The organism is Enterobacter cloacae complex sp. IR5441 (genome assembly GCF_049238215.1).
GTDB classification, from domain to species: domain Bacteria; phylum Pseudomonadota; class Gammaproteobacteria; order Enterobacterales; family Enterobacteriaceae; genus Enterobacter; species Enterobacter hormaechei_C.
Map to the genome: position 1 here is coordinate 1 of NZ_JBMKIA010000003.1, position 19,076 is coordinate 19,076.

Genomic DNA, 19,076 nt, shown 5'->3' on the forward strand with positions numbered 1-19,076 from the left:
GTTCGCACATCTTGTTGTCTGATTATTGATTTTTCGCGAAACCATTTGATCATATGACAAGATGTGTATCCACCTTAACTTAATGATTTTTACCAAAATCATTAGGGGATTCATCAGGGCTCAGTACCAGTTTGACTTCGGTCTGCGTCCGTCCATCGCTTACCTGAAATCCAAAGGTAAAGACATCGGTTCTTATGGCGACCAGGACCTGGTTGAATACGTTGACGTTGGCGCGAGCTACTACTTCAACAAAAACATGTCCACCTATGTTGATTACAAAATCAACCTCGTGGATGACAGCCAGTTCACCAAAGATGCCAAAGTGGCTACCGACAACATCGTAGCTGTAGGTCTGACCTACCAGTTCTAAGATCTGTTAGTTCAAAAGGCCAGCCCTCGCGGCTGGCCTTTTTTATTACTGCTGCCCTCCGACCTTCGCCAGACTAAACCAGATCCCGACCGCCAGAATCAGCAGCATGCCTCCCGCACTGCCCAGGGCCACGCTGTGCGAGGTGATGAACGCGGTTTTCGCCGCCTTCATCACCGGCTCGGCCAGAGACGGCGACAGCTCCTGCGCCACCTTCATCGCTTCACCGATGGACGACGAGGCTTTATCTGTCAGCGACGCGCTCAGCCCTTGCGGCAGTACAATAGACGCCGAAAAGCTGCGGGTTAACAGCAGACCGAAAATGGCGATCCCCAGACCAGCACCCAGCTCGTAGGACATGGTTTCGATCGCGCCTGCGGCGGCCGCTTTCTCTTTCGGCGCGGCAGCCATGATCGCTGACGTCGATGCCAGCAGTGCGCTGGCGGCACTGAAGCCCAGCAGCACCATCAGGCTCCACGCCTGCCACTGTTGGGTGCTGAAATCGAGCGTCGACAGGCCGATAAAACTGACCGCGCTAAGCCCCATGCCTCCGGCCGCGACAATGCGCAGCCCCAGACGCCCGACCAGCACACCCGCGATCGGCCCGCTAAATCCGCTCGCCACCATCACCGGCAGCATGAATATCCCTGCTTCAAACGGCGTAAAACCATGCACGAACTGCAACTCCTGCGCCATCAGCAGTTCAAAGCCCACCAGCGCAATCATGGCGGTCATCGCCATGACCACGCCGCTTAAAATAATGCGATGGCAAAACAGACGCATGTCGATCATCGGCACGCGCGCGCGCAGCTGGATACGGACGAAGATAAACAGCATCACCGCCCCGGTAAGCAGCGTACAGGCCACCATCCACGGCGACAGCACCCCTTTCAGGGCGATTTTGGCGCTATAGACCAGCAGTAAAATCGCCACAATCAGCATAATGGCATGGCTGATATTGAGCGGCTGCTCGGGCCGCCCCTGCTGAGCAGGCACCAGGCGCGCAGCAAGCGAAACCACGATCAGCACGATCGGCACGTTAATCAGGAACACCGACCCCCAGTAAAAGTGCTCCAGCAGCATGCCGCCAATCAGCGGGCCAAACGCCGCGCCGCCCGACCCAACGGCAGCCCAGACGCCGAGGGCGATATTACGGTGCCGCACGTCAATAAACAGGGTGCGGATCCCTGCAAGCGTAGCCGGAATGATCATCGCCGCGCCAATCGCCAGCGACGCGCGGGCGGCAATCAGCCAGCCCGCGGACGGCGCAAAAGCCGCCGCTAACGATGACAGGCCAAACAGCACGCTGCCGATCATCAGCAGGCGCTTAAAACCTATGCGATCGCCCAGCGCGCCCATCGGCAGCACCATTCCCGCCATCACCAGCGAGTAAATATCAATAATCCACAGCAATTCGTTGCCGCTGGCACCCAGCGTCATGCTCAATGTTGGCGCCGCCACGTGCAGCACCGTCGCGTCAATCGCCACCGGGATATACACCAGCACGATAATCACTAACGCTAACCACTGACGAAACATAAATTTCCTTTTCAGTTAAAAACTGGACACATGTCCAGAATGCGATCCTACGTAAAGTTGAACACTTGTCCAGCTCTTTGTTACACTCGTTTCGTTGCCATTGAGAGTGAGAAATTATGCGTTATCTGAGCAAGGACGAGCGGCGGGAAGAGATCCTCCAGGCCGCGATGCGCGTGGCGCTGACCGAAGGATTCGCTGCGATGACCGTGCGCCGCATCGCCACCGAAGCGGGCGTCGCCACCGGGCAGGTGCATCACCACTTTGCGTCGGCGGGCGAGCTTAAGTCGCTGGCGTTTGTCCGGCTGATCCGCGATTTGCTGGATGCTGAAATCGTTGGCGAAAACGCCGGCTGGCGCGAGCGCCTGCATGCCATGCTCGGCAGCGATGACGGCGGGTTTGAGCCCTACATTCGACTGTGGCGGGAGGCGCAAATTCTCGCCAGCCGGGATAGCGATATCAAAGGCGCCTACGTTTTGACTATGGAGATGTGGCACCAGGAAACGGTCGCGATTATCCGCGCTGGGGCGGAGGCCAACGCCTTTACGCTTGCTGACCAGCCGGAAAATATCGCCTGGCGTTTAATTGGTCTGGTATGTGGCCTGGATGGCATATACGTATTAAATATGCCTGAAATGGACGACGCGGCATTTAATAAGCATCTGGATAAGCTTATTTCCCTCGAATTGTATTAATACTCCCATCGGGGTATTAATTTCCGCAAATAGTTACAATTAGTAACACATAAAGCGAACCCTGATTCCCATTCCAAACTCAGGGATTCGCTTTTTTATCTATCCTTTCAGATGTATCCCATAACATCCAAAAATTTCTACAAACTGCCGAAAGGTATCTTTCTGTTTTCACTTCTTTTTTCTCTCCATTTGGGTAAGCAAGAGGGTGATATGTCACATCAAAGCGAGAAGAGTAATCAGCATCTGTTGAGTAACTGGAAACCGGAAAACGCGCAATTTTGGGAGAATAAAGGGAAACATATCGCACGTAGAAACCTGTGGATTTCCGTGGCGTGTTTGCTTCTCGCGTTTTGTGTATGGATGTTGTTTAGCGCTATTGCGGTAAATCTTAATAAGGTCGGATTTAATTTCAGCACCGATCAGCTTTTTATGCTAACGGCATTACCTTCTCTTTCCGGCGCGATATTGCGTGTCCCCTACTCTTTTATGGTGCCGATATTTGGCGGACGTTACTGGACCGTGTTAAGTACCGTTATCCTGGTCGTACCCTGTGTCTGGCTTGGGATCGCCATCCAGAATACCGCCACGCCTTACTGGGTCTTTATCATCATCGCACTGCTGTGCGGTTTTGCCGGCGCCAACTTCGCTTCCAGCATGGGAAACATCAGCTTCTTCTTCCCGAAAGCCAGACAGGGCAGCGCGCTGGGCATTAACGGCGGGCTGGGTAACCTGGGCGTGAGCGTGATGCAGCTGGTTGCGCCGCTGGTGATTTTTCTGCCGATGTTTACCTTCCTCGGCGTTCACGGCGTCCCCCAGGAGGATGGCTCGACGATGTGGCTGGCGAACGCGGCGTGGATCTGGGCCCCGCTGCTGATTCTTGCTACCCTTGCGGCGTTTTTTGGCATGAACGACATCGCCAGCTCGAAAGCGTCCATTGCCAGCCAGCTTCCGGTGCTTAAGCGCTTTCACCTCTGGCTGCTTAGCCTGCTTTATCTGGCAACCTTCGGCTCGTTTATCGGTTTCTCGGCAGGCTTTGCTATGCTGTCGAAAACCCAGTTTCCGGACGTAAATATCCTCCACCTCGCCTTCTTTGGCCCGCTGATCGGCGCTCTGGCGCGTTCGGCTGGCGGAATGATTTCAGACAGGCTGGGCGGCGTACGGGTGACGCTGATCAACTTCGTTTTTATGGCCATCTTTAGCGCCCTGATTTTCCTGACGCTCCCCGGGTCTGGTTCAGGCAGTTTTATGGCCTTCTATCTGGTCTTTATGGGCCTGTTCCTCACCGCAGGCCTGGGCAGCGGCTCGACCTTCCAGATGATCGCGATTATCTTTCGCCAAATCACCCTCGACCGCGTGAAAAAACAGGGCGGGAGCGACGAACAGGCACAGCATGAAGCGGTGACCGAAACGGCTGCCGCGCTGGGCTTTATCTCTGCCATCGGTGCGGTAGGCGGGTTCTTTATTCCCAAAGCCTTTGGCACATCCCTGGCGATGACCGGTTCCCCGGTGGGCGCCATGAAAGTCTTCCTCGTGTTTTACATCGTCTGCGTGCTCGTCACCTGGCTGGTGTACGGCCGCAAATCCTCACAAAAATAATAACTACCTCTTCGCCGGAGCGTGATGTCTCACCCTCCGGCCATGCTATCGAAGCAGGAGAAATGTCATGAGCAAACTGTTGGACCGCTTCCGTTACTTCAAAACAAAAGGCGACAGTTTCGCCGATGGGCACGGGCAGGTGTACCACACCAACCGCGACTGGGAGGACAGCTACCGTCAGCGCTGGCAGTTCGACAAGATTGTGCGATCCACCCACGGCGTTAACTGCACCGGCTCCTGTAGCTGGAAGATTTATGTCAAAAATGGCCTGGTGACCTGGGAAACCCAGCAGACCGACTACCCGCGCACCCGCCCTGACCTGCCTAACCACGAACCTCGCGGCTGCCCGCGTGGCGCAAGCTACTCCTGGTATCTCTACAGCGCCAACCGTCTCAAGTACCCGCTGGTACGCCGCAGGCTGATCGAACTCTGGCGCGAGGCGCTGGCGCAGCATACCGATCCGGTGCTGGCCTGGGATGCCATCCAGAACGATCCGCAGAAAGCGCAGAGCTACAGGAAAGCGCGCGGAAAAGGCGGTTTTATGCGCTCAAACTGGAAAGAGCTTAACCAGCTGATTGCTGCCGCCAACGTCTGGACCATCAAAAACTACGGCCCGGATCGGGTAGCCGGTTTTTCCCCCATCCCGGCCATGTCGATGGTCTCTTATGCCGCCGGTACGCGCTATCTCTCCCTGCTCGGCGGCACCTGCCTGAGCTTCTATGACTGGTACTGCGATCTGCCACCGGCGTCGCCGATGACCTGGGGCGAACAGACCGACGTGCCGGAATCCGCGGACTGGTACAACTCCAGCTATATCATTGCCTGGGGGTCGAACGTGCCGCAGACGCGCACCCCGGACGCCCACTTCTTTACCGAAGTGCGTTACAAGGGCACCAAGACCGTCGCCATTACGCCGGACTTCTCGGAGGTGGCGAAGCTCAGCGACCAGTGGCTGGCCCCCAAACAGGGTACCGACAGCGCCCTTGCCATGGCGATGGGCCATGTGATCCTTAAAGAGTTCCACCTCGATAACCCGAGCGAGTACTTCCTCAACTATTGCCGCCGCTACACCGACATGCCGATGCTGGTCCTGCTGGATGAACAGGCTGACGGTCGCGTGGTGCCGGGCCGCATGCTGCGCGCGTCGGATCTGGCCGACGGGCTGGGTGAAACCAATAATCCGGAGTGGAAAACCATCGCCTTTGACGTGGCCGGAAATCTGGTGGCGCCGAATGGTTCCATCGGCTTCCGCTGGGGTGAAAAAGGCAAATGGAACCTGGAGTCGCTGGCTGCGGGACAGGAAACCGAGCTGACGCTTTCCCTGCTCATCACCCACGACAGCGTGGCAGACGTGGCCTTCCCTTACTTCGGGGGCAACGAGAATCCGCATTTCCGCAGCGTGAAGCAGGAGCCGGTGCTGACGCGCCGCGTACCGAGTAAAACCCTGACGCTGGCCGACGGCAGCCAGAGACGCGTGGTTAGCGTGTACGATCTGGTGCTGGCAAACTACGGCCTCGATCGCGGTCTGGAAGACAGTAACGCGGCGACAAACTACGCCGAGATAAAAGCCTACACCCCGGCCTGGGGCGAACAAATTACCGGCGTCCCCGCTTATCTGATAGAAAAAATCGCCCGTGAATTTGCCGACACGGCGCACAAAACTCACGGTCGTTCGATGATCATTCTCGGGGCCGGTGTGAACCACTGGTACCACATGGACATGAACTACCGCGGGATGATCAACATGCTGGTCTTCTGCGGCTGCGTCGGGCAGAGCGGCGGCGGCTGGTCGCACTACGTGGGCCAGGAGAAGCTGCGCCCGCAAACCGGCTGGCTGCCGCTGGCCTTCGCGCTGGACTGGAACCGTCCGCCGCGCCAGATGAACAGCACATCGTACTTCTACAACCACGCCAGCCAGTGGCGCTATGAGAAGCTCACCGCACAGGAACTGCTTTCTCCCCTTGCAGACGCATCGAAGTTTACCGGTCACCTTATTGATTTCAACGTCCGCGCCGAGCGCATGGGCTGGCTCCCTTCCGCGCCGCAGCTCAACCTCAACCCGCTGCACGTGAAAGCTCGCGCCGACGCCGCCGGGATGTCGCCGCAGGATTACACCGTGCAGGCGTTAAAATCGGGTGATATTCGCTTCGCCTGCGAACAGCCGGACAACGGTAAGAACCACCCGCGCAACCTGTTCGTCTGGCGTTCTAACCTGCTCGGTTCGTCCGGGAAAGGCCATGAATACATGCTGAAATACCTGCTTGGCACCGAGAGCGGTATTCAGGGTGAGGATTTAGGCTCAACGGACGACGTGAAGCCCGAGGAAGTGGAATGGCAAACCGCCGCCATTGAGGGCAAGCTGGATCTGCTGGTGACGCTCGATTTCCGTATGTCCAGCACCTGCCTGTTCTCGGATATCGTCCTGCCCACCGCCACCTGGTATGAAAAAGACGATATGAATACCTCGGACATGCATCCGTTTATTCACCCGCTTTCCGCAGCCGTTGACCCGGCGTGGGAGTCCCGCAGCGACTGGGAGATTTACAAGGGCATCGCCAAAGTCTTCTCTGAAGTGTGCGTCGGACATCTCGGCACCGAAACTGACGTGGTGCTACAGCCGCTTCAGCATGACTCCCCGGGGGAGCTGTCGCAGCCTTTTGATATTCTGGACTGGCGCAAAGGCGAGTGCGATCTGATTCCCGGCAAAACCGCGCCAAACATTGCAGTCGTCGAGCGCAACTATCCGGAAACCTACGAGCGCTTCACGGCCCTTGGGCCGCTGCTGGACAAGCTCGGCAACGGCGGAAAAGGCATATCGTGGAACACCCAGAATGAGGTCGATTTCCTCGGCAAGCTCAACTACGTCAAGCCTGACGGCCCGGCGAAAGGTCGTCCGCGCATCGAGACCGCCATTGACGCTTCAGAGGTGATCCTCGCCCTTGCGCCGGAAACTAACGGTCAGGTCGCGGTCAAAGCCTGGGAAGCCCTCGGCGAACTGACCGGACGCGATCACACTCATCTGGCGCTGAACAAAGAAGATGAGAAAATCCGCTTCCGCGATATTCAGGCGCAGCCGCGCAAAATCATCTCCAGCCCGACGTGGTCCGGCCTTGAGAGCGAACACGTCTCCTATAACGCAGGCTATACCAACGTTCACGAGCTGATCCCGTGGCGCACGATTTCGGGCCGCCAGCAGCTGTATCAGGATCATGCCTGGATGCGCGCCTTCGGGGAGAGTCTGGTGGCCTATCGTCCACCGATTGACACCCGCAGCGTTACCCATATGCGCGAAATCCCGCCGAACGGATTCCCGGAAAAAGCGCTTAACTTCCTGACGCCGCACCAGAAATGGGGCATTCACTCCACCTACAGCGAAAACCTGCTGATGCAAACCCTGTCGCGCGGGGGGCCAATCGTCTGGATCAGCGAAACCGACGCGCGCGAGCTGGGCATTGAGGACAACGACTGGATCGAAGCCTTTAATGCCAACGGCGCCCTCACCGCCCGCGCAGTGGTCAGCCAGCGCGTACCGCCGGGCATGACCATGATGTACCACGCTCAGGAGCGCATTCTGAACATTCCGGGGTCAGAAGTAACCGGACGGCGCGGCGGGATCCACAACTCGGTCACCCGTGTCTGCCCGAAACCGACCCACATGATCGGCGGCTACGCGCAGCTGGCGTACAGCTTCAACTATTACGGCACCGTCGGCTCGAACCGCGACGAGTTCATCATGATCCGCAAAATGAAAAACATTAACTGGCTGGACGGCGAAGGTCGGGATCAGGTACAGGAGGCGAAAAAATGAAAATACGCTCACAGGTTGGCATGGTTCTGAATCTCGATAAATGCATTGGCTGCCACACCTGCTCGGTCACCTGTAAGAACGTCTGGACCGGGCGCGAAGGGATGGAGTACGCGTGGTTCAATAACGTCGAAACCAAACCGGGTATCGGCTATCCGAAAAACTGGGAAGATCAGGATGAGTGGCAAGGCGGCTGGATCCGCGGTATTCACGGCAAGCTGACCCCGCGCCTCGGCGGCAAAATGGGCGTGCTGTCGAAGATTTTCGCTAACCCCGTCCTGCCGCAGATTGACGATTACTATGAACCCTTCACCTTCGATTACCAGGATCTGCACCGCGCGCCAGAGGGCGATCACCTCCCTACCGCCCGCCCGCGCTCGCTGATTGACGGCAAGCGAATGGATAAAATCGAATGGGGGCCCAACTGGGAAGAGCTGCTGGGCGGCGAGTTCGAAAAACGCGCCCGCGACCGCAATTTCCAGAAGATCCAGAAGGAGATGTACGGCCAGTTTGAAAACACCTTCATGATGTACCTGCCGCGCCTGTGCGAGCACTGTCTGAACCCCAGTTGCGTTGCCACCTGCCCGAGCGGTGCGATTTACAAGCGTGAAGAGGACGGCATTGTGCTGATTGACCAGGACAAATGCCGCGGCTGGCGTCTGTGCATCAGCGGCTGCCCGTACAAGAAAATCTACTTCAACTGGAAGAGCGGCAAGTCAGAGAAGTGCATCTTCTGCTACCCGCGCATTGAGTCCGGCCAGCCGACCGTCTGCTCGGAAACCTGCGTCGGGCGCATCCGCTACCTTGGCGTGCTGCTGTATGACGCGGACCGCATTGAAGAGGCGGCCAGCACCGAGCATGAAACCGATCTGTACGAGCGCCAGTGCGACGTGTTCCTTAACCCGAACGATCCGGCGGTGATTGAGGAAGCGCTGAAACAGGGTATTCCGCAGAACGTCATCGACGCGGCACAGCGTTCCCCGGTTTACAAAATGGCGATGGACTGGAAGCTTGCCCTGCCGCTGCATCCGGAATACCGCACCCTGCCGATGGTCTGGTATGTGCCGCCGCTGTCACCGATTCAGTCCTACGCGGACGCGGGTGGTCTGCCGCAGAGCGACGGCGTGCTGCCTGCCGTAGAAAGCCTGCGCATTCCGGTGCAGTACCTGGCAAACATGCTCAGCGCGGGCGATACCGGTCCGGTGCTGCGCGCCCTGAAGCGCATGATGGCGATGCGCCACTACAAACGCTCCCAGACCGTGGAAGGCGTGACCGACACCCGCGCCATTGAAGAAGTGGGCCTGACCGAAGCGCAGGTTGAGGAGATGTACCGCTATCTGGCTATCGCCAACTACGAAGACCGCTTCGTGATCCCGACCAGCCACCGCGAAATGGCGCGCGACGCCTTCCCGGAGAAAAACGGCTGCGGCTTCACCTTCGGCGACGGCTGCCACGGCTCCGACACCAAATTCAACCTCTTCAACAGCAGCCGCATCGACGCGATCAACATCACCGAAGTGCGCGAACACGGGGAGGGAGAATAATGCAGATCCTCAAAATCATCGCGCTGCTCATTGAGTATCCCGATGAGTTGCTGTGGGAAAACCGTGACGAAGCGCTTTCCCTGGTGGAACAGGACGCGCCCATGCTGCTGCCGTTTGCGCAGCAGCACCTGAGCGCCCCGCTGCTGGATAAGCAGGCCGAATGGTGCGAAGTGTTTGAACGCGGGCGCGCAACCTCGCTACTGCTGTTCGAACACGTTCACGCCGAGTCCCGCGATCGCGGTCAGGCGATGGTCGACCTGATGAGCCAGTATGAGAAAGCCGGCCTTCAGCTTGACTGCCGCGAGCTGCCGGACTATCTGCCGCTCTATCTGGAATATCTCAGTATCGTCAGCGATGACGAGGCGCGTGAAGGGCTGCAAAACGTCGCGCCGATCCTGGCGCTGATTGGTGGCCGCCTGAAACAGCGCGAGGTAGCGCATTACCAGCTGTTTGACGCCCTGCTGACGCTGGCCGGAACGCGCCTTTCCAGCGACAGCGTGGCGAAACAGGTGTCCGGTGAAAAACGGGATGATACCCGTCAGGCGCTGGACGCCGTGTGGGAAGAGGAACAGGTGAAGTTTATTGAAGACAACGCCACATCGTGCGACAGCTCGCCGATGCAGCAATATCAACGACGCTTTAGCCAGGACGTCGCGCCGCAGTACGTGGACGTCAGCGCCGGAGGCCCAAAATGACACATTACCTGAACGTGTTTTTCTATGACATTTATCCGTACATCTGCGCCACCGTGTTTTTCCTTGGCAGCTGGTTGCGCTACGACTACGGGCAGTACACCTGGCGCGCCTCGTCGAGCCAGATGCTCAGCAAGCGCGGTATGAACTGGGGCTCTAACCTGTTTCATATTGGCATTCTGGGGATCTTCTTCGGGCATTTGTTCGGCATGTTAACCCCGCACTGGATGTACGCCTGGTTTTTACCCGTCGCGGTTAAACAGCAGTTAGCCATGATTGCGGGGGGGATTTGCGGGGTGCTGACGCTGATTGGCGGGTCGATGCTGCTGATCCGCCGCCTGTTCAACCAGCGGGTGCGTGCCACGTCCACCACGCCGGATATTATCATCATGAGTATCCTGCTGCTTCAGTGCATCCTTGGGCTGTCGACCATTCCTTTCTCCGCCCAGTATCCTGACGGAAGCGAGATGATGAAGCTGGTCGGCTGGGCGCAGGGGATCGTGACGTTTAAGGGAGGCTCGTCAGAAATGCTGAGCGGCGTCGCACCGATCTTCCGCGTGCATCTGGTGCTGGGGATGACGATCTTCCTTATCTTCCCGTTCACCCGTCTGGTGCATGTTTGGAGCGCGCCGTTTGAGTATTTTACCCGTCGCTATCAGGTGGTGAGATCGCGCCGTTGATTTTGTCGGGTGGCGGCTTCGCCTTACCCGACCTACGTTTCAAGCCGCTGTAGGCCCGGTAAGGCGTAGCCGCCACCGGGCTATTTCCCTGCCTGTGGATGCGTATCAAACCCCGCCATCACGGCCGTCAGCTCGGCCAGGGTAAAGCCGTGCTTCGGGTCATCAACGCCCAGGCCAAACCGCGCCTGCATCAGCTTATACAGCGCCTCCGCATCCGGCAAATGGATCTGCTCCTCCACATGCCCGTTCTGCCAGTGGGTAAAATTAAAGTTGGTCAGCGTCAGCTTGCCCCCGTCCGGCAGGTGGCGACACATCAGCAGGTGATGACGGAAATGGGACTGCGGCCAGTGCGCCGACCAGAAGTTTCCCATCACGTAATCGTTGAAGTACTGGGTCGCCAGGTCGAAGTGGTACATTGACTGCCAGTGCTCGTGATGGCGGAATTGCAGTACCCAGTCGTTACCCTCGCTCAGCAAACGATAACTCCCGTGCGGGGTTTCCTGTTCCTCGTTGGCGATCAAACGAATCGGCGCCGTCAGCGTTTGTCCGCCAAATCCCACATCGGCGATCCAGCGCTCGCCGTTCAGCTCAACCAGCAGCAACCGGTGCGTACGCGGCGGCATCTGCGACGGATTAGCCAGCACAACCCGCCCCAGCACGCTGCGCACCGTAAAACCGACTTCGCGCAACACCCGCTCAAACAGGCCGTTTTGCTCGAAGCAATACCCCCCCCGACGCGCGGTGACCAGTTTATCCACCAGACACCCGTCGTCCAGATGGATTTCCCGCGGCAAAACAACATCGATATTTTCGAAAGGGATTGCGCAGTTATGGTGTAAATGCAGCCCCCGCAGGGTATCGATATCAACCTGCACGGGCTGCTGCCAGCCCGTGCGGGCGAAATAAGCACTCAGAAATGGGGACATGATTTGCTCCAGGATGTGATATCCCCTGTTTATAAACTATTTTCCCTTATGCATATGCGCAAAAGTGCTTTTTCGTCATACTCATCGTGTACATGAGGAGATCCTATGAACCACTTTCGCCCTGTTGAATTACGCCATGCCAGCCGTCTTCTGAATCACGGTCCAACCGTGCTCATCACCAGCCGGGATGAGACCATCGATCGTCGCAACGTCATGGCCGCCGCATGGTCTATGCCGGTGGAATTTGAGCCCCCGCGTATCGCGATTGTGGTAGACAAAAGCGCGTGGTCACGGGAGTTGATCGAACGCAGCGGGAAATTCGGCATTGTGATCCCCGGCGTGGCGGCAGCCAACTGGACCTGGGCGGTCGGCAGCGTCAGCGGGCGAGACGAGGATAAATTTAACTGCTACGGGATCCCGGTTATTTATGGCCCTGAGCTTGGCCTGCCGGTTATAGAAGAGAAATGTCTGGCGTGGATGGAGTGCCGGTTATTACCTGTAACCTCTGCGGCAGAGAAATATGACACCCTGTTTGGCGAAGTGGTTTCCGCCGCGGCGGATGAACGCGCATTTGTCGCCGGACGCTGGCAGTTTGACGGGGATAAGCTGAATACGCTGCATCATCTGGGTGCGGGTACGTTTGTCGCGAGCGGGAAAATGGTGAAGGCGCTGGATTGATAACATAAATCAGATGCCATTGAAATATAATGATTTCGTATAACATTTAATGCTTAACAGCTGTCTTTAAAAAAGAGGATATTAGTTATGTGGTAGCAATAATAAGGTGAATTATAAAACGCATTAAGGATGTCACGTCATGAAGGCTTCTGATTATTTAAGGATAAAATTTCAGAGTGACCGCCATTTGGCTCTCACTATGCAGAACGCAATAGGTGGTATTTTACGATCGGCAAAAGGGGTTGCATCCGATATATATTCTGGCATTGAGCGAGTGAGTTGGTATTCATCCTGTTTCATTCCCCAGTATAATGATGTCTGTCAGGAGTTAAAAGCTGAAGAAATCAGAACACTCTACTCAATAGAGTCGATTTTCAAACACGCCGACGTCATTGCACACATATTTTATCTGTATCTGAAAACGATATGTGATGACATAGAGGATGGTAATGCAGAAGGTTCAGCCCGTAAACTTATAAAAAGAATTGCAGAATTCAGCTCTCACATGAACGTAGCGGGAGCAACACGCTATGCGTTTGCTACTGCGGCCTCAGTCGCGCTTTCTCATTCCAGCCTTATTTCGGAAATTGTTGTTGAACGTCTGTCGGCAAAATTACCACAAGGGGTATTCGCTCTCCAGTTCTATGGCATTCAACAGAAATGTGCTCTCGCTGCCCGCCATTTGAAAGCTATTAACCCCGATTATTACTGGATTCTGTACCAGGCAAAACTGGAGATGCTCTATTACTTTTGTGAGCCAATCCTCTCAAAGTTATTTAAAAAAATGAAATCAAATGCTTTTTCAAACCTGGATGATTTAGCCGATTTTCTACAAAGGGATTTAAATGTTTAAAAACCTAATCAGACTTTTTTTAGAAAGCGTAGCCTTTCCTGTACTCGTCATAGGTTTTGGTTTGTTATGGCTTCACCTATTCCCTGAGTACTGTTTGTCATTAACATTGTTCACAATCATTATTCTGATTTGGTTGCTTCCTCGTCTCACCTCACGCATAACAAAACTGAAATAAAAGGGTTTACTATGTCCAATCCAGCTTATATGTGGTTAACGGATGAAAATGGTTCACCGATGATTGGCTCATCTTTGGTCTCCGGGCGTATCGGTGCCATTGAGCTAAAATCACTGACTCATAATGTCAATATCCCAGCCGATAGCAATACAGGTCGCCTAACGGGCACACGTATTCACGCACCGATTATGTTTCAGAAAGAATTCGATCGGGTTACCCCCCTTTTATACAAGGCTTTAACTACTGGAGCCACACTCAAATCAGCAATGATAAAAATGTACATAATTAACGAAGCTGGAATTGAAAGTGAATACTTTAACATATTCCTGGAGAATGTTAAAATCACATCCATAACATCTGATTTATATCCTGACGCAGGTTCTGGCACTCACCTGGAAACAATCCTTCTACGTTATGAAAGTATTACCTGGAAGCACTGTGAAGGTAATATCGTTTACAAAGATAGCTGGAACCACAGAGTCACAGCATAAACGTTTGGCACTGTCTAAGTCGACAGTGCCATATTTCATCCGCCTGGTATATCATCAACCTCATTGCATATAACAAAGGCATGATTAATGAAACCACTCTGTTTTTTACTTTTCGCCCTGTCTCCGCTCGCGGCCGCAGAAAACATTTATGCACCGGGTCAGGCGGCGCTTAAATTCAATCAATGGTATATAGCGCAGTTAGATCAGAACAAACCACCCGTACTCAATCCAGACATTATGAACGAGTACGTAGCCTCAGGGACCATTGCAGCAATTAAAGAAATGTACTCTGGCGACAGTAACGACAAAGATATGCCCGATGCGGATATGTTTATCAAAGCGCAGGACTGGGATGATGACTGGAATCAGATAACCGTCTTACATTCTGATTTTGACGCCGTTTGCACAAACGTCTATGTCGCATTTGGTAAGAAGCAAGATCATGTGATTGCAGATTGTCTCGTTGAAGAGCAAGGAAAATGGAAAGTGCGATCGGCGACGCTAATTAAGTAACAGGCATAAACTCCCTGTCGTAATAATAAAGGCACATGGTAGCCAAATGACTACCATGTGCAATTAATTAACTCTTCACACGCTTCGCAATAATCTCATCCGCCACATTCCGCGGAGCTTCCGCAAAATGATGGAATTCCATCGTATACGTCGCGCGCCCCTGGGACATCGAGCGCAGCGTGGTGGCGTAGCCAAACATCTCAGCCAGCGGGACGTCAGCGCGAATAATCTGGCTGCCGTACTGCTCTGCCATCCCCTGCACCAGGCCGCGACGGGAGGAGAGATCGCCCATAATGTTCCCGGCGTACTCTTCCGGCGTTTCCACCTCAACGTGCATCACCGGCTCAAGAATAACCGGATCCGCCCGCCGTGCGCCCTCTTTGAAGCCGAGGATCGCCGCCATGCGGAAGGCCATTTCCGAGGAGTCAACGTCATGGTAGGAACCAAACGTCAGGGTCGCTTTCACATCCACCACCGGATAGCCCGCCAGCACTCCCGTATTCATGGCTTCTCGCAAGCCTTTTTCCACCGACGGGATGTACTCCCGCGGCACCACCCCGCCTTTGGTGGCATCTTCAAACACAAAACCACTCCCGGCGGCTAACGGCTCAAGGCTCAGGACCACATGACCGTACTGCCCTTTCCCGCCGGACTGTCGGACAAATTTACCTTCAATATCCTTCACCGCTTTACGCAGGGTTTCACGGTAGGTGACCTGCGGACGACCAATGTTCGCCTCAACGCCAAACTCGCGCTTCATGCGGTCAACGATGATCTCCAGATGCAACTCGCCCATCCCGGAGATAATGGTCTGTCCGGACTCTTCGTCCGTGTGCAGGCGAAACGACGGATCCTCCGCCGCCAGGCGCTGTAGGGCGATCCCCATTTTCTCCTGATCGGCCTTGGTTTTCGGCTCAATCGCCAGCGAAATAACCGGGTCCGGGAACTCCATCCGTTCAAGGGTGATCACCGCATTCGGGTCGGTCAGCGTGTCACCGGTGGTGACGTCTTTCAGCCCGACACAGGCTGCGATATCCCCTGCGCGCAGCTCGTCCACCTCATGGCGATCGTTGGCATGCATCAGCACGATGCGCCCGATACGTTCTTTCTTACCCTTCACCGGGTTGTACACCGCGTCGCCTTTACGCAGTATGCCGGAATAGACGCGGATAAAGGTCAGCTGGCCGACGTACGGATCGCTCATCAGCTTGAAGGCCAGCGCCGAGAACGGTTCATCATCGCTTGGGTGGCGCTCGGCGTGCTGTCCGTCTTCATCAACCCCATCAATAGCGGGCACGTCCAGTGGAGAAGGCATCAATTCAATCACCGCGTCGAGCATGCGCTGCACGCCCTTGTTCTTGAAGGCGCTGCCGCACAGCATGGGCTGTATTTCGCCGGAGATAGTCCGGATCCGCAGCCCTTTGATGATTTCCGCTTCATCAAGTTCGCCCGTCTCAAGGTACTTATCCATAAGCTCATCGCTGGCTTCTGCCGCAGCCGAAACCATTTTTTCTCGCCACGCCTGGGCGGTGCTCAGCAGATCGTCAGGCACTGGCGCGTAGCTAAACGCCATGCCCTGCGTCGCATCATCCCAAAGAATAGTGCGCATCCTGATGAGATCCACCACGCCGGTGAAGTGTTCTTCTGCCCCCACGGGGATCACAATCGGGACCGGGTTGGCTTTCAGCCGCTCCTGCATCATCCGCACCACGCGGAAGAAATCCGCACCCGGGCGGTCCATTTTGTTGACGAATGCCAGGCGCGGGACGTGATATTTATTCGCCTGACGCCAGACGGTCTCCGACTGCGGCTGCACGCCGCCGACGGAGTCATAGACCATCACCGCGCCGTCGAGCACACGCATGGAACGTTCCACCTCAATGGTGAAATCCACGTGCCCGGGGGTGTCGATAATATTGATGCGGTGCGGTTCAAAGCCTCTGTCCATACCGGGCCAGAAACAGCTTACCGCCGCCGACGTAATGGTGATCCCGCGCTCCTGCTCCTGCGCCATCCAGTCGGTGGTTGCCGCGCCATCGTGTACTTCACCCAGCTTGTGGCTCATCCCGGTGTAAAACAGGATGCGCTCAGTGGTGGTTGTTTTGCCCGCATCGATATGCGCGGAGATACCGATGTTGCGATAACGTTCGAGTGGAATGGGTCGGGGCATGATATTTCCTTAAGTCTTCATGACTGGTTTGTGACGACCGGGATGGTCGCGAGTTCGTTCGGTTGTTATAATAGTCCTATTGTACGAGTATTATCGAACTATTTTTTAACGGTTGACCTATTGTTGATATAGCTCAATCTCACGCGAGACGCAGGAAAACGATGATCCCAAACCACCCGGAACCTGAACAAATAGTGTTGGAAAATGTGCTGTTCGCCCTCGGCAACCCGCTGCGATTAGCGATTATTCGCAGGCTGGCCGACGGCAGCGAACTGAGCTGTAACGCGCTGCGCCCGGAAGAGGTGGTGAAATCTACTATGACTCACCACTGGCGCGTGCTGCGCGACAGCGGCGTGATCTGGCAGCGCCCGCAGGGGCGCGAGAATATGATCTCACTGAGAAGAGAAGATCTGGACGCCCGCTTTCCTGGGCTACTGGCGATCCTGCTCCAGGCTAAGTAGCGGCAGCGTCCTCGTCCTCAAGACGATAAACCGGAATGCGCCGTGTTGTTCCGGTAAGGGTGTCGAACACCTCCGTATCGGACGTCACTATTCTCATCCCGGTCTTCCTTAACCGCTGCACGTCGGCGGCTATGCGCTGGAGGCCAAACCAGAAAAGCCCGTCAAGCGCGGTGACCGCAAGCCCCTGTTCCAGCGCCAGCTGGAGGCGCTCGCGGGGGGCTTTCACCTGCTGAGCGATTTGCCGGTAAGGCACTTCCGAACCGCCGGACGCATCGATCCGCTGAATACGGGTCTTCAGGTGGTAGGTAAATTCATCGGGAATGCCGTTCAAATCCTGTTTAAGGCTGTAGACGCAGCCAAACCGCTTCCCGTTGAACAGGACATTTTTTTGACTGAGCTGAAACTCATTTCTGATGCCATCAATCAGCTGCGGTGCGCGGGTAAGAAGTAACCGGAAGGGAAGCTCAAAGCTGGTCACATAATCCACGTTCAGCAGCGCGAGACGCAGCCGCTCTTCTGCCCCGGATTTCTGGTCATGACACTCGCGCATCACCTCCGCCCACTGGCGCGTCAGATGTTCCGGCTCGCCGGCTTCGGTGAGGAGGTATTTTTCCAGATGATAATCGACTCTTCCGGTCATGGGGGGCATCCCGTCAATGTGGATGCGGTAATTCTATCCAGCGCGGCAGGATTTATAAAGGGCGGAGCGCACCGGCACATCCGCCCTGCCGGGCTACTGCTGGATACTCGACCGGTCCGAAATATCGCTGGCAGATAAGGTTCTTGCAGAAGATGGGATCTGTTTTTTGCGTTTATACCGGTCCGGCTGGCCTTCAGGGCGGGTTTTGAACCGGCGATGCAGCCACATATATTGCTCAGGCGCCATCATCACGGCGCGCTCAATCGCTCTGTTCATTTGCGTGGCCACCGACGCTTTGTCGCCTCCCTGCAAGGTATCGCTAATATCTTCCAGAATAATCAGCTCATACCCTGTGCCGTCTGCTTTTCTGCGCGGTACAAACGGGATCACGGCCGGTCTGGCACTTTTCACCAGCATGTAGCTCCCGGCAGTTGTCGCGGCGTCCGGGACGGCAAAAAACGGCACAAACACGCTATTCGTTTTGCCATAATCGTGGTCCGGGGCATACCACAGGATCTCGTTTTGCTTCAGCGCGCGGATCATGCCCTTCAGGTCATAGCGGTCAAGCATGGTTTTATTGGAACGCAGACGACCGCGCGTTTGCAGCCAGTCGAGCAACGCATTATTGTTGGGACGATACACACCAATACCCGCGTTAAGCATGCCAAAGATGCGTGCGCCTAATTCCAGCGTGAGAAAATGCATGCCAATGAGCACCACGCCCCTTCCTTGCGCCCGCGCCTGTTCCATATGTTCATAGCCGGTTACGCTGAAGTGTTTCCGTACGCGCCAGTCTGGCCAGAACCACGCTATCCCCGTTTCGATGACGCCCATTCCAACCGATTCAAAATTACGCTCAAGTAAACGCTCGCGCTCGTCCTCTTTCATATCAGGAAAACAAAGCTCAAGATTTCGTCTGGCGATCTCCACGCGGCGTGGAAGCAGGCGCATGGCCAGACGCCCAAGCCCGTGACCTGTTTTTAACAGCAGCGGATACGGAAGCTGAACCGTGCACCAGAGTGCGGCAATGCCTGCCCAGCTGAGCCAGTAACGAGGATGAATAAAGGCGAGTGAAAACTGAGGTAATTTTGTCATGGAAAAATTATCCTTTTACTAATTTGTACTTAATCTGGTGCAGTTGCAGTGCTTACCTGCTGATTTAACGAATATTGTTCGGAAGGATGAATTGTAGCGGAATCGTTATGGTTTTTATTATCGATTTTTGCGAAAGGGAATAAAAGCGAGGAGCGCCGG

16 protein-coding genes and 1 pseudogene are annotated in these 19,076 nt (G+C 55.5%); 12 read left to right on the forward strand and 5 right to left on the reverse strand.

The window, feature by feature from the left end; genetic code table 11:
* Positions 1-118: 118 nt before the first annotated feature.
* Positions 119-370 (forward strand): annotated as a pseudogene (locus tag ACOTX5_RS04560) (porin); the annotation flags it as partial.
* 45 nt (positions 371-415) lie between these two features.
* On the opposite strand, the gene ACOTX5_RS04565 reads toward ACOTX5_RS04560, so the two are convergent.
* Positions 416-1,906: an MFS transporter gene (locus ACOTX5_RS04565; protein ID WP_045911762.1), complete on the reverse strand. Its 1,491-nt coding sequence runs from the start codon at positions 1,904-1,906 to the stop codon at positions 416-418.
* Positions 1,907-2,022: 116 nt separating this feature from the next.
* On the opposite strand from ACOTX5_RS04565, the gene ACOTX5_RS04570 reads away from it, so the two are divergent.
* The 6 genes from ACOTX5_RS04570 (at position 2,023) to narI (ending at position 10,915) form a co-directional block, all read left to right on the forward strand.
* Positions 2,023-2,598 carry a TetR family transcriptional regulator gene (locus ACOTX5_RS04570; RefSeq protein ID WP_045338669.1) on the forward strand — a complete coding sequence of 192 codons (576 nt, stop codon included), beginning with the start codon at positions 2,023-2,025 and terminating at the stop codon, positions 2,596-2,598.
* 210 nt (positions 2,599-2,808) lie between these two features.
* Complete coding sequence (locus ACOTX5_RS04575; RefSeq protein ID WP_026094300.1) at positions 2,809-4,194, forward strand: NarK family nitrate/nitrite MFS transporter; 1,386 nt, start codon at positions 2,809-2,811, stop codon at positions 4,192-4,194.
* Between the two features lie 67 nt (positions 4,195-4,261).
* Entirely contained in the window at positions 4,262-8,002 is a 3,741-nt protein-coding gene (locus ACOTX5_RS04580; RefSeq protein WP_063945145.1) for a nitrate reductase subunit alpha, read from the forward strand.
* Positions 7,999-9,543: a nitrate reductase subunit beta gene (gene narH, locus ACOTX5_RS04585; RefSeq protein WP_017382296.1), complete on the forward strand. Its 1,545-nt coding sequence runs from the start codon at positions 7,999-8,001 to the stop codon at positions 9,541-9,543. The genes ACOTX5_RS04580 and narH overlap by 4 nt, the downstream gene beginning before the upstream one ends.
* Entirely contained in the window at positions 9,543-10,238 is a 696-nt protein-coding gene (gene narW, locus ACOTX5_RS04590; RefSeq protein ID WP_017382295.1) for a nitrate reductase molybdenum cofactor assembly chaperone, read from the forward strand. Before narH ends, narW begins: the two co-directional genes overlap by 1 nt.
* A complete protein-coding gene (gene narI, locus ACOTX5_RS04595) occupies positions 10,235-10,915 on the forward strand; it encodes a respiratory nitrate reductase subunit gamma (RefSeq protein ID WP_015570467.1) in 681 nt (226 codons plus the stop codon). Before narW ends, narI begins: the two co-directional genes overlap by 4 nt.
* Positions 10,916-10,995: 80 nt before the next feature.
* Here the strand turns inward: narI and nhoA are convergent, their stop codons facing one another.
* Positions 10,996-11,841, reverse strand: a complete 846-nt coding sequence (gene nhoA, locus ACOTX5_RS04600) for an N-hydroxyarylamine O-acetyltransferase (RefSeq protein WP_015570465.1) — start codon at positions 11,839-11,841, stop codon at positions 10,996-10,998.
* A gap of 105 nt (positions 11,842-11,946) precedes the next feature.
* On the opposite strand from nhoA, the gene ACOTX5_RS04605 reads away from it, so the two are divergent.
* From ACOTX5_RS04605 to ACOTX5_RS04620, 4 genes are all read left to right on the forward strand, one after another.
* Positions 11,947-12,519, forward strand: a complete 573-nt coding sequence (locus ACOTX5_RS04605) for a flavin reductase family protein (RefSeq protein WP_017382293.1) — start codon at positions 11,947-11,949, stop codon at positions 12,517-12,519.
* A 139-nt stretch (positions 12,520-12,658) separates the two neighbouring features.
* Positions 12,659-13,372, forward strand: coding sequence for a hypothetical protein (locus ACOTX5_RS04610; protein ID WP_045911763.1), 714 nt, complete (start codon positions 12,659-12,661; stop codon positions 13,370-13,372).
* A gap of 186 nt (positions 13,373-13,558) precedes the next feature.
* The gene (locus ACOTX5_RS04615; RefSeq protein WP_047727065.1) at positions 13,559-14,038 is read left to right on the forward strand and encodes an Hcp family type VI secretion system effector; all 480 of its coding nucleotides are present in this window, start codon (positions 13,559-13,561) and stop codon (positions 14,036-14,038) included.
* A gap of 87 nt (positions 14,039-14,125) precedes the next feature.
* Positions 14,126-14,551 (forward strand): DUF3828 domain-containing protein, encoded by a 426-nt coding sequence (locus ACOTX5_RS04620; protein WP_045911765.1) that lies wholly within the window; start codon positions 14,126-14,128, stop codon positions 14,549-14,551.
* Between the two features lie 67 nt (positions 14,552-14,618).
* Here the strand turns inward: ACOTX5_RS04620 and fusA are convergent, their stop codons facing one another.
* Positions 14,619-16,721: an elongation factor G gene (gene fusA / locus ACOTX5_RS04625; protein ID WP_045911766.1), complete on the reverse strand. Its 2,103-nt coding sequence runs from the start codon at positions 16,719-16,721 to the stop codon at positions 14,619-14,621.
* 161 nt (positions 16,722-16,882) lie between these two features.
* On the opposite strand from fusA, the gene ACOTX5_RS04630 reads away from it, so the two are divergent.
* Entirely contained in the window at positions 16,883-17,182 is a 300-nt protein-coding gene (locus tag ACOTX5_RS04630) for an ArsR/SmtB family transcription factor (protein ID WP_000612740.1), read from the forward strand.
* Here ACOTX5_RS04630 and ACOTX5_RS04635 read toward each other — a convergent pair.
* Positions 17,175-17,822: a DNA-binding protein gene (locus ACOTX5_RS04635; RefSeq protein WP_045911767.1), complete on the reverse strand. Its 648-nt coding sequence runs from the start codon at positions 17,820-17,822 to the stop codon at positions 17,175-17,177. The genes ACOTX5_RS04630 and ACOTX5_RS04635 overlap by 8 nt on opposite strands.
* Positions 17,823-17,915: 93 nt before the next feature.
* Positions 17,916-18,917, reverse strand: a complete 1,002-nt coding sequence (locus ACOTX5_RS04640; protein ID WP_015570461.1) for a Kdo(2)-lipid IV(A) acyltransferase — start codon at positions 18,915-18,917, stop codon at positions 17,916-17,918.
* Between the last annotated feature and the right edge of the window lie 159 nt (positions 18,918-19,076).